Below are 14,028 nucleotides of genomic sequence, written 5' to 3'. Positions count from 1 at the left end.
GCCCGCCTATTGGAGCGGCGTCTTTGCAATGACGCTGTGCGTCTTCGCGCTGATCGCCTCCGAGTTCATGCCCGTCAGCCTGCTGACGCCGATGGCGGCCGATCTCCACGTCAGCGAAGGCATGGCGGGCCAGGGCATTGCGATCTCCGGCGCATTCGCGGTGCTCACCAGCCTGTCGATCTCCGCGCTGGCCGGCGGCATGAACCGCAAGACCTTGCTGCTCGGATTGACGGCGCTGATGGCCGTCTCGGGCGCCGTGGTGGCGTTGGCGCCGACTTATCTCGTCTATATGATCGGCCGTGCGCTCATTGGTGTGGTGATCGGCGGGTTCTGGTCGATGTCGGCCGCGACGGCCATGCGGCTGGTGCCGGCCAGCCAGGTGCCGCGCGCCTTGGCGATCTTCAATGGCGGCAACGCGCTGGCCACGGTGGTCGCCGCGCCGCTGGGCAGCTACCTCGGCTCAGTGGTGGGCTGGCGGGGCGCCTTCTTCTGCCTGGTGCCGGTGGCCGTGATCGCGCTGGCCTGGCAGTGGGCCAGCCTGCCGGCGATGACGGCACAAGCTCGGGTGGCGGGTTCGCGCAATGTCTTCAAGGTGCTGGCGAGCCGACCCGTGGCTCTGGGCATGGCGGCCTGCGGCGCGTTCTTCATGGGGCAGTTCGCCCTGTTCACTTATGTGCGGCCATTCCTGGAGACAGTGAGACAGGTGGATGTGTCTACGCTGTCGCTGATCCTGCTGGTGATCGGCGTGGCCGGCTTCATCGGTACGGCGTTGATTGGCTCCATCCTCAAGCGCGGCCTCTACGGCACGTTGATCATCATTCCCATCCTGATGGCGGCTATTGCCCTGTCGCTGATTCCCTTCGGGGGCTGGGTCGTCGCCGTTTTCGTGCTGCTGGGGCTCTGGGGCCTGCTGGCGACCTCGGCTCCGGTGGGCTGGTGGAGCTGGATCGCGCAAGCCATGCCGCACGACGCTGAGGCGGGTGGCGGGCTGATGGTGGCGGTGATCCAGTTGTCCATTGCTCTAGGCTCGACCATGGGCGGCCTGCTGTTCGATGCGGCAGGCTACCGCAGCACCTTCATGGCAAGCGCGGCGGCGCTGCTGCTGGCCGCGGGCCTGGCCTGGCTGACGGCCATGGCCAGCCGTGCCGAGCGCAAAACTGGAGCGTGCCCGTGAGCCTCGATATTCCACGCAGACAAGTGCTGCGCCTGCTGCCCGGGCTGCTCGTGCCCGGCGTGGGCGCGGCCCAGCCCAAGGACTCCCGCATGTGGATGACCATCGGCGAACGCCGCTTCTCCATCACCCTGGCCGCCACCGAAGCCGCCCGTGCGTTCGCTGCGCTGCTGCCGCTCTCGATGGACATGGCTGAGCTCAACGGCAACGAAAAGCATAGCGAGTTGCCGAAAGCGCTGCCGGCCAGCGCCAGCCGGCCCGGAGCCATCCGCAACGGTGACTTGATGTTGTACGGGTCGAAAACCCTGGTGATCTTCTATTTGGGGTTCGAGTCGGCCTATGCGTACACGCGCTTGGGCCGTGTGGACGATCCGGCGGGTCTGGCCCAGGTGCTTGGTAGAGGGGCGGTGAGAGTGGAGTTTTGCGTGCGTTAGGTCCTGTCTTTGCCGTAACGGCCATCCGGCTCCAATCCCTCGCGCCTGCGGCGCTGCGCGCGTCCCTTGTCCCCAGTGGAAGCCCTGCAAGCTATCCCCGCCGCGCACAGCTTGGCGCGCCGACTCGGCTTGTGCCGAATCGGCAGTTAGGCAGATTGCAGTCTGTCATGGCTCCCCGGGCGCGTGTCATCTATCGCTGAAAGCAGACTCTACTAACTTTAACTTGGTATGCCCTATGGGGGAGGTCAGGCTAATGGCGCCCGTATTCCTCATGGTTCTACCTACCGCTAATTTGCCAAAATTGAGGGCAATTGGGGCTAATATTTACAAAATAGTAACTTGTCGTAATGCATGCTACAACGCAGGGTGTTATGGGGGATTCCATGGACGAGACACAACTGGAGGGTTCGACCACCGCTGCCGAACTGAAGATCGACGTTACGTTGATTGCCAAATTGAACTTGGCGGACTTTCAAAATGCGGTCCCGCTCATTCGGGACCTCTGGCTGATCAATGAGACAGACCAGGCGCATGAGCAGGTCGAATTACTCCTAACTTCCGACCCGCCCTTTCTGAAGCCGCGCCGCTGGCGGATTGATGCCCTGGCAGCGGGCTCGCGATATCCCATCCGCGATCTGGATCTGAGCCTGGACGGCGGATTGCTGGCACGGCTCACCGAAGCAGAGACAGCCACGGTCTCGCTGGCTCTGCGCGCTGCGGGCTCGGATGCAGCCACCCCAGCCCTGGCACAACGCGATACCCAACTGGAGCTGCTCCCACGCAATCAATGGGGTGGCATCTCCCACCTGCCCGACTTGGTCGCCGCCTTCGTCCAGCCCAACGACCCCGCTGTGGATCGACTGCTCAAGCGAACCGCCGAGGTGCTGCGCCAGAACGATCGCAACCCCGCGTTGGACGGCTATGCTGGCGGTGCCAAGCGCGCCTGGGAACTCGCTTCAGCCATTTGGGGGGCGGTGGCTGGCATGCAGCTGGACTATGCCTTGCCCCCAGCCAGTTTCGAACGCTCAGGCCAAAAGGTGCGCAGCCCTAGCCAGATCGAAAGCTCAGGTCTGGGAACATGTTTTGACCTCGCGCTGCTGTTTTGCGCCGCACTCGAGCAATCCGGATTGAACCCCCTGCTGGTCTTCACCGAGGGTCATGCCTTTGCTGGTGTCTGGCTGCAATCCGAGGAATTCTCCACTACGGTTGTCGACGACGTGACCGCCTTGCGCAAGCGCCTCAGGCTCAAAGAGCTGGTGCTGTTCGAGACCACTCTGATCACTCAGCGCCCTACAGTCCCCTTCAGCTATGCCGCCGAACGTGGTGCTCAGCAGGTGGACGAATCTCAAGATGCAGGTTTTCGCTTAGCCGTAGACATCCGCCGGGCGCGGCTGCAACGCATCAAGCCATTGGCCAGTGCGGAAGCGGCGGTTGCTGCGGCATTGGATACCGAAGCGTCACCATCCACATCGGCCGTGCTAACGATCGAAGATGTGCCTGATCTTCCCGACAGCGTGCCGACCCATGTGGAAGATGCCAGCCAGCTCGACCCCAATGACCGGCTGCTTCGCTGGCAGCGCAAACTGCTAGACCTTTCGCTCCGCAACAATCTGCTCAACTTCAAGGGTGGCAAGAAGGCCCTCAAGCTGGAAGCACCGGACCCCGGCGCGCTGGAAGATCTGCTCGCCAGCGGCCAGCCCCTGAAGCTGCGACCACGCCCAGATCTGATGGACGGCGCCGACCCGCGCGATCAGGCCATCTACGAGGCCCGTGAACGCGAGAACGTACGCCGCGTGCACGCGCTAGAAGCCCTGCAGAAACGCGAAGTTTTCGTGGGCGTTCCCGAGGTCGAGCTTGATTCGCGGCTGACGGAGCTATTTCGGGGCGCCCGCACGACCTTGCAGGAAGGCGGGGCCAACACGCTGTATCTTGCCCTGGGCTTTCTGTCCTGGACACGCGAAGACCGTGATGGTCAGCGCTACCGAGCCCCCTTAATCCTGGTGCCGGTCAGCCTGCACCGCAAGAGCGCTCGCTCAGGTTTCACGCTCAGCTTGCATGACGATGAACCCCGCTTCAATCCCACCTTGATCGAGATGCTGCGCCAGGACTTTGAGCTGAACCTGGGCACCCTCGAAGGCGAACTGCCGCGGGACGATAACGGCCTGGACGTCGCTGCAGTCTGGAAGGCCGTCGGCCATGCCATCAAAGACATCAAGGGCTGGGAAGTGACTGAGGACGTGGTGCTGTCCATGTTCTCATTTGCCAAGTATCTGATGTGGAAAGACCTGGCCGAACGCAGCGAGCAATTGCGAGAGAACCCGGTCGTGCGACACCTGCTAGATACACCGCGCGATGCTTATCCAACGGGCACTCCATTTCCGCAGGTGCGTGAACTGGACCAGCATTTCGACCCCAAGCAGGTGTTCTGTCCCTTGCCTGCGGACTCCTCGCAGCTGTCGGCCGTGCTGGCCGCCTCGCAAGGCAAAGACTTCGTGCTGATCGGCCCACCGGGGACTGGTAAGAGCCAGACCATTGCCAACCTCATCGCCCAATCCCTGGCACAGGGTCGACGCGTGCTCTTCGTATCCGAGAAGATCGCAGCGCTGGACGTCGTCTACCGACGCCTGCGCGAAATTGGCTTGGGCGAATTCTGCCTGGAACTGCACTCGAGCAAGGCCCGCAAACTCGACGTACTGGCCCAGTTGCAGTCTGCCTGGTCCAGTAGCGGCCAAGCGGATGCCGAGCAATGGCGGGCAGAAGCCGACAAGCTCAAGAGCCTGCGGGACGCACTGAACATCTATGTCGAACGCCTGCATCAGCGACGCCGCAACGGTTTGAGCCTGTTCGATGCAATCGGTACCGTCAGCGCAGCAAACGATATCCCGCCCCTTGCCTTGGCTTGGCCCTCGGCCGATGAGCATGATCATGCAAGCATGGAGCAATTGCGCCATGCAGTGGATCGGCTGGAAGTCAACGCACAAGCCATCACCCACGCCTCACTGGCAAATCACCCCTTGGCCCTGATCGGCCAGGGAGATTGGTCACCTACCTGGCAGCAACAACTGATCACTGCTGCACGTGATCTGCTCCCCGCTGCCCAAGCAACGATCGAATCAGCCAATGCGCTGGTTCAGGCCATTGGCCTGCCCCCACCCGCACTGACACGCGACATCTGCGAAGCGCTGCTAATCCTTGCGCAACGCCTGCCATCAGCAGCAGGGCACGATTGGCGCTTTATTTTGCGTCCTGACGCACGCACTTTGAGCCAGCGCCTTCAGGAAGGCGCAGCACTGGTGCGGCGCCATGCCGAATTGAACTCGCAGCTCTCCACACCATGGGCCACTTCTGTCGTGACCGCCTGTACAGACGGTCTGGCAGCGCTCACCGAATACCGACAAATCCATGGGCAGCTGGGCGAGCCCTGGGGCCCTCACACAGTCGCGCAACTGAATCAGGGGCTTGACCTGTTGAATCAGATCGCAGAACACCATGCAGCGCTGTCAGCCCCCTATAGCCAATCGATTGAACAGCTCGACGTCGCCGAATTGCATCAAGTGTGGGAGCAGGCCGAGCAGGCGTTTTGGCCCAAGTCCTGGCTTAGCAAACGCAATGTCACGGCACAGCTGTCCAGCGCCATCAAAGGAGGATCGCAACCTGACGTCAGCAACGATCTGCTGCATTGGATTGCCATCCGGGCCTTGCGCCAACAGCTTCAAGCGATCACCTTCGCCCAGGAATGTGCATCCGTCTGGGCAGGCCTGGATACCAATGCGGAAAAGGTGCGTACGTCCCTGCGCTGGCAGACTGCCCTGGCAGCTGTACGCGAAGGCCGGGCATGGGAAGACGATGGCTTCGATGCCATTGCAGATGGCCAATGCGGGGTTGCTCTGCAGTCTGATTTGCAGAGGGTGCGCAGGCTGCGCCAATTGGACCAAGCCATCGCGGCGCACGCCTCGCTGTCTACTTCGACCGATGGGCTGTGGAGCGGGCACACCACCCAAGTGGACCATCTGCATGCCGCGCTTGATTTTTTGAGCGACTGGCGAAGGCATCCTCAACAGGGACCGCTGGATATGCCCCACGCTTTGGTCGAGGAAGGTGCTTGCGGCCCCACCCTGGCGCGCGATCACCAGACGCTTCGCCAGCGAGCCGAAACTGAACAAGCGCTGGCTGCCCTGGACGATTTGCGTGAATCTACTGCCGGACTGTGGAAAGGACTGGCTACCTCTCTGGATAATCTTGCACAGGCTTGCAAACTTCGGGAGGATCTGGCTGCCGTGCTGGCACGTTTGGCCACCACGCCTGAACAGATTTCAGCCTGCAAGGCCCCGCTGCATGCTCTGCTGGGCGATGCCAATGCATTGTTGGAGCCAGGCAGTCGTATCACACTGGCCGGCGCTCGATATGTGCAGACATGGGAGCAACTGCTTCCCCGGCGGGAGGCATTCGCGACAATGGGATGCTTCGCCGAGGATGCCCATGCACAATGGCAGTCCGTGTCACTCGATAGGTTGATCGAGCAAAGCCAATCCATCGTACGCGCCGAGCACAGCCTGCGCAGTTGGTGCGCCTGGCGCCAGGCACGCGGCGAGGCGCTCGCACTCGGTTTGGCCACACTGGTGCAAGGCATCGAACAAAGCCATGTCGGACCAGGCCAGGCCCGCCGGACTTTCGAAGCTAACTACGCACGCTGGTGGCTCAACGCCGTGGTGGATCATGAGCCAGTCATCCGCGGTTTCGTCAGCGTCGAGCACGAACAGCGCATCCGCGACTTCCGGGAGCTTGACGAACGCTTCACCGCACTGACCCGCGACTGGCTGCGCGCGCGCCTGTGCGCCGACCTGCCCTCTCAAGACAATGTCAGCCGAAACTCCGAATGGGGAGTGTTGCGACACGAGATTGGCAAAAAGCGCGCGCACCTGCCCTTGCGGGAGCTCATGGCGCAAATTCCTGAGGCACTGACCAAGCTCACGCCCTGCTTGCTGATGAGCCCACTATCCATCGCTCAGTATCTCCAGGCTGGAGCCAATGCCTTCGACCTGGTGATCTTTGACGAAGCCTCGCAGATCCCGGTCTGGGATGCGATTGGCGCCATCGCCCGCGGACGCCAAGTCGTCATGGTCGGGGACCCCAAGCAGCTGCCCCCCACATCGTTCTTCGACCGCGCAGAATCTGATCTTGACGACGAGGACGTCGAGGCGGACCTGGAGAGCATTCTTGACGAGTGCATCGGTGCCAACCTGCCGACACGAAATCTGAACTGGCATTACCGTAGCCGCCATGAAAGCCTGATCGCCTTTTCCAATCACGCGTACTATGACGGCGAACTGGTCACCTTTCCCTCACCCGTCACCAATGACCGGGCGGTCAGCCTGCAGTTAGTTTCGGGCACCTATCAAAAGGGAGGAGCCCGAACCAATCCCGCCGAAGCCAAGGCCCTGGTCGCCGATGTCGTGGAACGCCTGACAGCACCCGGTTTCCGCGAAGGCGGACTCACGATTGGCATCGTCACCTTCAATACTGAACAGCAAAAATTGATCGAGGACTTGCTTGACGAAGCCCGGAGGGAGGATCCTCGATTGGAGCCTCACTTCGCTGAAAGCGAGTTGGAGCCTCTGTTCGTTAAGAACCTAGAGAGCGTGCAAGGCGACGAACGCGACCTTATCTATTTCTCCACCACCTATGGACCCGACCCTGCGGGCCAGTTGTCCATGAACTTTGGTCCGCTCAACCGCCAGGGCGGCGAGCGCCGACTCAATGTAGCCATCACCCGTGCACGTCACGAACTGCGCGTGTTCGCAAGTTTCCGGGCGGAGCAGATGGACTTGGCGCGCACTCAGGCCATCGGTGTGCGCGATCTCAAGCACTTCCTGGAATTTGCTGAACGCGGCGCTAGCGCGCTAGCGGAAGCCAGCCGAGGTACCCTCGGCGGCTTCGACAGCCCCTTTGAACAGGCCGTAGCCACCGCCCTTGCCCAGCGCGGCTGGCAAGTCCAGCCGCAGATTGGAGCCTCTTCGTTCCGCATTGACCTTGGCATCGTCGATCCCGACGCACCTGGACGCTACCTGGCCGGCGTGGAATGTGACGGTGCCACTTACCATCGCAGCGCTACTGCACGCGACCGCGACAAGCTGCGCGAACAAGTCCTGCGCGGCTTGGGATGGGAAATCGTGCGGGTGTGGTCCACCGATTGGTGGATCGACCCCACTGGCACGCTCGACAGGTTGGATGCCCGGCTGCAAGTCGTGCTCACAACTCAACGCGAGCGGCGCGCTGCGCAAGCTGAGCGCGAAGCCGAGGCCGAACGTCTGGCGCAAGCAGCCATCGCGCAAGCCATGGCGTCCGCGACGAAGCCGGACGAAGAAACGGCGGCGCCCATCCAGGATGCGGACCTGATTGCACCTGAAACCGCAGCAACAGCCCCACTACAGCAAGCCGAAGAAGTCTTTGCTCGCCAAGTCTCTGTAGCGCCTGGCCATACCGATACTGCCGACAAGGCGCAACCGGAGGCTTTGCTCTATCGGGTCACCGACCCGGCCGAAGCTGTCGCTGGCGCCGATCCCGATCGCTTTTTAGACAGTGATTACAACGACATCCTGTCGGCCATGATTGCCCACGTCATCGCCCATGAGGGCCCTGTGCTCGACGCCCTGCTGGCCCGCCGCATTGCGCGAGCCCATGGTTGGCTGCGCACAGGCACACGCATCCGTGAGCGCGTGTTTCAACTTGCTCGAGCGCACTATCGGACGACGGATGAAGAAATCGGCACGTTCTACTGGCCCGAGCATCTCGATCCTGCGGCAGAGCCTCTCTTCCGCGGGCCCGCCGACGAGGACAGCGTGCGCGCGACTGACGAGATCTGCCTCGCAGAACTGGCTTCGCTGGCTCGTGCCGTCATCGCGCAAGGTATCCAAGGCGAAGGTGTGTATCAAGCAATGGCGCGAAAACTAGGGCTTCAACAGCTACGAACAGCCAGCCGGGCACGTCTTGAAAATGTTGTGCGCTCTTTGCAGGCAGAGCCATGAAGCTTTCATCTTCATTCAAGCTACATCGCATTGAGCCCGCGCCACAGCTTCGGCTTGCTGTACGACAGCGCCTTCCACTAAAGCCGGCCCTGAGGCTAGACGGTGCTCTAACCCGTGTACTGCGAGTTGCTACTGAGCTTTACCTCGGCGAGGGAAGAATCGGCTGCCAGCGCGCGTCAAATAGTCACTGCAGGCCGCGGGTCAGCTCAACCAAAGCTGGAACTGCGACTTCACGGGAGATGCACTGTGGTCGGGACGGCACTTCAGGACCTTCAACGTCATCGACGAGTGTCCTCCCGCGAAGGCCTGCGCATCGCAGTCGATACCAGCCCGCCTACCGATACGGCAGGGGCCGCTGAAGACTGCTTGATGCCTGTGTGGGCGGGCCCACATTCGGCAGCTACTGCTGCTATATGGGCTTCCAACTATAGATCGAGGCCATCCTCACCGCTTGTAGCCATCAGGCTCTTCAGGACCGGCTGCATCCGAACGTGTGGAATCCCTGCTGGTACTCCTTCGTGCCCAGTTTGGAGAAATAGCTGACCCGATAGAAGGCTGTGTTGAACGAGGCTTCGTCATCCCGCACGACCTGGTAGGTTGGTGTAGCGGGGACGTGCACATAGCCCAGCATGTCCTCGACGTGCATATGCAAGGCGGTTGCCCATGCCTCATGGATGCGCGCATACATGTTGCAGCGCTCCAGATCGAACTGACCGATGAAGGCGTAGGCCGCATGGTTCAAAAGCAGGGCCACGTGGTAGTGCACGCGGCCATTGCCACTGATCTCACGGCACCACATGTGGCGAACATCCGCGTCATGAACGCGGTGGCCAGCAGCTTTGCTTAGGTTCTGTGCATGCGCGATCTTGGCGCGCAGAGAAGCAAAGAACTTCGAGATGACGGCATTGCTGCATAGCGCAGCAGCAGATGCATGATCAGGAACATACAAATCAAACCGCATCAGGCAGATGCGACTATGGTGATCCAGAGATCTTTCCAAGCAACCATGCATCCGCTGCAAGTGGTTGCTGATCAAAGGCCCATGGTGAGCAATCACCGGAGCCCCCTGAAAGGTGGGCTCGCTATGCAGATGCTGGTTGGTGTTGAGAGGGTTGCGCTTCATGCTGTGTGTTCTGGTTGTTTCAGACACACGGTTGAAGGTGATGCTCAGGAATGCACTTTTGTGAACAAAAAGTGCTCTGGAATAGATGGCTCTCATTTCTGCATTGATGGGATCAATGCAGGAGAAATATCAGCTATGCATTTCTTGAAGCTGAGCTCATGGCTCATGCTTCATTTCCTGTTCTGCGTTCTTTCTTTTTTTCTTATTAATAAAACTAATACCTACCAAGAAGTTGGAGGAGCAGATGACTTGCACTAACGATTGCCGAGAAGGAATCCTCGGTGAGATGCCATCGTTTCTTTTGTATTCAGCTCTTCAAAACGATCAAGCAGCCTGCTGATCGCGGGCGCGAATTTTTTCCAAGATCCAGGCGTCGATGTCACTTTCGAGCCAACCGACAGCTCGCAAGCCCAGGTTGATGGGCTTGGGAAATTGTGACTGCTTGAGCAGGGCGTAGAGGGTGGTCTTACCGAGGCTGGTCTTGACCAGGACTTCCTTGAGCTTGAGAACGCGCATGATGCACTCCGATGGTTTTTGGCATCGGATTGCCTGCGTCACCGCTTCTTAGATTGAAGCCGTCAAATTAGGCCGTGGCTGAGAAGACGTTTCGTAGCGAATAAAAAAATTGCGAGAAAAGTACAAATCTTTCTAGGCCCTGAGCATTCTGCTTGCGGAGACGCTTTAACACGATCCATTGCTACCCCATGAAGGGCAAGGGGGCATCTTCAACGCCCCCTTGCCCGTTGCCCGTTGCCCGTTGCCCGTTGCCCGTTGCCCGTTGCGTACGCTCATAGGGTACCTTACAATGCAGAACACAACGCTTGATCCTATCTTGATTTTTTAAAGTACTAATATCATGATAAAAATGCATTCCGCAGATATTGAAGAAGAGATGGGCATACTCTTCTACAATGTAGATATCAATGAGAGAGCGTTACGATCAATGGTTATACATCTTGGCCTACCATATGACATTTCCAGGGCAAAGATGCGGGGACTAAAAGCTGCTGTTGCCAGCCAAGTACGTCAAATGAGAGCCAACGATCATCCTGCTGAAAATCTCATCATAAATCAACTAGAAGTGATAGCTCGTAAAGCTCAAGTTCCTGAAAATGCATTTGAACCACTTTGTAAATATGGCACCAAATTGCTTGCTCGGAAGCTGCTGGAAATAAGCCTATTTAATAACAATTATATTAGAAAAGCTTTCGCACTGCCATATCCTGTACGACACTTGTTGTGTTATGCCTGTGACGTAACAGAGGGCTTCATTACGGGACTTGAGAAAAAGTTCAATCAATTACACCTTGATCTTATCAGGTCAGATAACTGGAATGAGAAGGCCAGATGGTTTGATGGCGATGATTGGCGGGGCAAGATAAAGGCTGCCAATGATTGTTTCTTCAAAAATGGCTACCGCTCAAACATCTGGAGTCCCCTTGAGTACTTGATTAAATCTTCTGGGGGATACATAAAATCATGGGAAGACATAGAGGTTTTTCTTTATTATGATTTTCGCAACGACAAAGAGAAAAATTCCATTCTGGAGAATATCAAGTCCCTGTACCAGAACAGGCTTTCAAGAGAGAAAAGCCGAAAGGAGCAGCGAAATTTCTCCATATACCCTCAAACATATCAATATATGCTAAAGATTGCCAAAAAAAATGACTTGAGCAGATCAGGGTTACTGGATGTAATATTCAAACAGGAAAATGAAGAGTTTCTGCAAGAATTGCTGAAATTAAGGCTATAGGTAGCGTCTTTGGCGGTGCACTCCTTTTATTGCCGGCGCTGACGGATGTGCTCTGCTTTGGGATAGCCCAGTGTTGTGGATGGCGCACCGCAACTATGCAAGAGGCGGGATCAGCACTTCAGCGGTGCGGAGGGGCTCGATAAATCTAGCCCACTCCTGCATCATCTCCCTGCGCTTCTCCAGCGCATCGCCGCGCCGGTAGGCCGCCTCCACCTTGCTTTCCAAGGTGTGCGCCAGGGCCTGCTCGGCCAGTTCCCGGGGGAAGTTGGTCTTTTCTCCCGCCCAATCCCGGAAGGTGGAGCGAAAGCCATGGGGAACGGCGGTGACCTTCATGCGACGCATGACGGCCGTCATGGTCATGTCGGACAGGGGCTGTCCTTTGGTGCCCGGGAAGATCAGCTCGCTGCCGGCAATGCGGGGGGCGTTCTTGAGTAGCTTGAGGGCTTGCTCTGACAGCGGTACCCGGTGCTCGGTGCCAGCCTTCATGCGTTCGGCCGGTATGGTCCAGATGGCTTTGTCGAGATCTACTTCGGACCAGAGGGCGCCTCGCACTTCTCCGGAGCGGGTAGCGGTGAGGATCAGGAATTCCAGGGCTCTTGCCGCAATGCCTGCTCGGGTGTGCAGGTCCTGCATGAATGCGGGCATGCCGTCGATTGGTATGGCGGGGTGGTGTTCCACTTTCTGGATCTTGGCAGGGGCTGCCAGGACTTTGTCGAGGTGGCCTTTCCAGCGGGCCGGGTTCTCGCCCTTGCGGTACTTGCGCACGGTGGCCCAGTCCAGGACGGATTCAATGCGGCCCCGCAGGCGGCTGGCGGTTTCGTTCTTGCTGCTCCAGATGGGCTCGAGGCAGGCCAGGATATGGGGCAGGTCGATGAGGGAGACCGTCAGGTGCCCGAGGTGGGGCATGGCGTAGGTCTCGAGGGTGTTCTCCCACTGCTGGCGGTGCTTGGCATTCTTCCACTCGGAGGATTTGGCCTTGAGGAATTCCTCGGTGCACCAGCGGAAGGTCTTGTCGGTGGCAGCCTGGGCCAGCAGGACCTGGCGCTGCTGCTTGCGCGGGGCGACCGGGTCATGGCCTTCGCGGATGCTTTCGTGGAGCTTCCAGGCCCGCTCCCGTGCTTCAGCCAGGCTGATGGTGGGATAGGGCCCCAGGCCGATGTCCTTGCGTTTGTCGCCCACCTGGACGCGAAGGACCCAGCCGCGGTGGCCGGCAGAGATGCGAAGATGCAGTCCGGCGACACCACCCACGGCATACCGTCCCTCAGCCTTGAGGGCGGCTACGGCACGGTCTGAAAGCTGCTTCGCGATCTTGGGCATAGGGAGGTCTCCGCCATGTTTTCCTGTCCCACATTATGCCCACATAAAGCATCGGAAGTGGGCGATCTTGGGCGAACCATCCCGAACAAACGCAAGATAAATTACCATTTAAAATCAATGATATATTGAATTAAAAAGAACATCATTGAACCACTTTATGGCGGACGCCCTCTCCGCCAAATGTAAAAGGCCTGTTGATCTTCAACAGGCTTTTTCTCTTTGTGCCACGCGATAGGTGACGCAGACACCTTCGAGCCTCAAACCTGAGACCGAATAGGACCACGGCGACGCAATCTGAAGCCATGGCTGATTGCCCGCCCGGCAACGCCGCCGTGATCCGTTGCAGAGATACGCTGATCACTACTTGCCGTCCGAGTCGTGAATGCTTGCGGGCGCAGCATGCGGCAGCAATGCCAGGATGGCCAAGGCAAGCAAAGTGCCCAATATTGCAATAGCCGCATGCCCCAGCCCACATGCGACACCCAAGGCGGCCGTCATCCATATTCCCGCAGCCGTAGTGAGCCCCTGCACCTCTTCCTCCGAGCGCCGCTTGATGATCGCGCCGGCCCCTAAGAAGCCAACGCCGGTCACCACGCCCTGAACGACCCTGCTCATGTCGGCAGCTGAAACGCCGGCCCGCTCCGGCACCAGTACGAAAAGTGCCGCCCCCATGGCCACCAGCATATGGGTGCGCAGCCCAGCTGCCTTGCCCTGCTGCTCCCGCTCGTAGCCCAGTACACCGCCCAGCAACGCCGCCAGCAGCAGCCGGATCAGCAAACGGACGATCTCCGCTGCATCGGGCAGATCGGCAAACTCCGAAGACAGGACTTCCATCACTTCACGTGACATAGCATGCGCCTCCAGGTCAAGGGGAAAAGCCATCCGAGCGGGCCAGATTGCAGCGGTCGTCAACGCCAGTGATCTTCAGATTTGCCGCCAGCGTTGGTCTGCGGCATCGCATGCCACCTACGGACCCGTGCCATCAAGATCGCTGACGACGATCCCACCTTGCCTGCTTCGGCCAGGCCGCTTTCACCAGGGGACCAGGCTCACGAGCAGGAACAGGACAAGCGCCGCCATGAACACCATCAGTATGCGCCGCCACCACATAAGACTCCTCCGTATGTTTTGCCCATCCCGACTGCCGGCCCCTAACGATGCGCATGATGTGCAAATGGCTTGCGTGACCAATGGTGCTCCCATCA

8 protein-coding genes are annotated in these 14,028 nt (G+C 59.3%); 4 read left to right on the top strand and 4 right to left on the bottom strand.

Annotation, left to right across the window (positions count from 1 at the left end; translation table 11 throughout):
* The first annotated feature begins 28 nt into the window (after positions 1–28).
* The 3 genes from ACYVKR_RS23805 (at position 29) to ACYVKR_RS23795 (ending at position 8,630) form a co-directional block, all read left to right on the top strand.
* A complete protein-coding gene (locus tag ACYVKR_RS23805) occupies positions 29–1,174 on the top strand; it encodes an MFS transporter (RefSeq protein ID WP_460483462.1) in 1,146 nt (381 codons plus the stop codon).
* Complete coding sequence (locus tag ACYVKR_RS23800) at positions 1,171–1,605, top strand: cyclophilin-like fold protein (protein WP_460483461.1); 435 nt, start codon at positions 1,171–1,173, stop codon at positions 1,603–1,605. Before ACYVKR_RS23805 ends, ACYVKR_RS23800 begins: the two co-directional genes overlap by 4 nt.
* A gap of 383 nt (positions 1,606–1,988) precedes the next feature.
* Complete coding sequence (locus ACYVKR_RS23795; RefSeq protein ID WP_460483460.1) at positions 1,989–8,630, top strand: DUF3320 domain-containing protein; 6,642 nt, start codon at positions 1,989–1,991, stop codon at positions 8,628–8,630.
* A 469-nt stretch (positions 8,631–9,099) separates the two neighbouring features.
* Here ACYVKR_RS23795 and ACYVKR_RS23790 read toward each other — a convergent pair whose 3' ends face one another.
* Both ACYVKR_RS23790 and ACYVKR_RS23785 read right to left on the bottom strand, forming a co-directional pair.
* Positions 9,100–9,753, bottom strand: a complete 654-nt coding sequence (locus tag ACYVKR_RS23790) for an inovirus Gp2 family protein (protein WP_460483459.1) — start codon at positions 9,751–9,753, stop codon at positions 9,100–9,102.
* A 324-nt stretch (positions 9,754–10,077) separates the two neighbouring features.
* A complete protein-coding gene (locus tag ACYVKR_RS23785) occupies positions 10,078–10,269 on the bottom strand; it encodes a helix-turn-helix transcriptional regulator (protein WP_460483458.1) in 192 nt (63 codons plus the stop codon).
* Positions 10,270–10,618: 349 nt separating this feature from the next.
* On the opposite strand from ACYVKR_RS23785, the gene ACYVKR_RS23780 reads away from it, so the two are divergent.
* A complete protein-coding gene (locus ACYVKR_RS23780; RefSeq protein WP_460483457.1) occupies positions 10,619–11,506 on the top strand; it encodes a hypothetical protein in 888 nt (295 codons plus the stop codon).
* 93 nt (positions 11,507–11,599) lie between these two features.
* On the opposite strand, the gene ACYVKR_RS23775 is transcribed toward ACYVKR_RS23780, so the two are convergent.
* Positions 11,600–12,823 (bottom strand): tyrosine-type recombinase/integrase, encoded by a 1,224-nt coding sequence (locus tag ACYVKR_RS23775; protein WP_460483456.1) that lies wholly within the window; start codon positions 12,821–12,823, stop codon positions 11,600–11,602.
* Between the two features lie 360 nt (positions 12,824–13,183).
* Complete coding sequence (locus ACYVKR_RS23770; protein ID WP_460483455.1) at positions 13,184–13,672, bottom strand: MgtC/SapB family protein; 489 nt, start codon at positions 13,670–13,672, stop codon at positions 13,184–13,186.
* Positions 13,673–14,028: the final 356 nt, after the last annotated feature.

It is taken from the genome of Comamonas humi (assembly GCF_054782535.1).
The sequence above is the reverse complement of the archived record's forward strand: the minus strand, read 5'-3'. Positions and strand labels throughout refer to the sequence as shown.

What these genes read in the sequence shown, in the direction of transcription:
- ACYVKR_RS23805 (WP_460483462.1), top strand. Translation starts at nt 29, where the DNA reads ATGACGCTGTGCGTCTTCGCGCTGATCGCCTCCGAGTTCATGCCCGTC.
- ACYVKR_RS23795 (WP_460483460.1), top strand. Translation starts at nt 1,989, where the DNA reads ATGGACGAGACACAACTGGAGGGTTCGACCACCGCTGCCGAACTGAAG.
- ACYVKR_RS23790 (WP_460483459.1), bottom strand. Translation starts at nt 9,753, where the DNA reads ATGAAGCGCAACCCTCTCAACACCAACCAGCATCTGCATAGCGAGCCC.
- ACYVKR_RS23785 (WP_460483458.1), bottom strand. Translation starts at nt 10,269, where the DNA reads ATGCGCGTTCTCAAGCTCAAGGAAGTCCTGGTCAAGACCAGCCTCGGT.
- ACYVKR_RS23780 (WP_460483457.1), top strand. Translation starts at nt 10,619, where the DNA reads ATGCATTCCGCAGATATTGAAGAAGAGATGGGCATACTCTTCTACAAT.
- ACYVKR_RS23775 (WP_460483456.1), bottom strand. Translation starts at nt 12,823, where the DNA reads ATGCCCAAGATCGCGAAGCAGCTTTCAGACCGTGCCGTAGCCGCCCTC.
- ACYVKR_RS23770 (WP_460483455.1), bottom strand. Translation starts at nt 13,672, where the DNA reads ATGTCACGTGAAGTGATGGAAGTCCTGTCTTCGGAGTTTGCCGATCTG.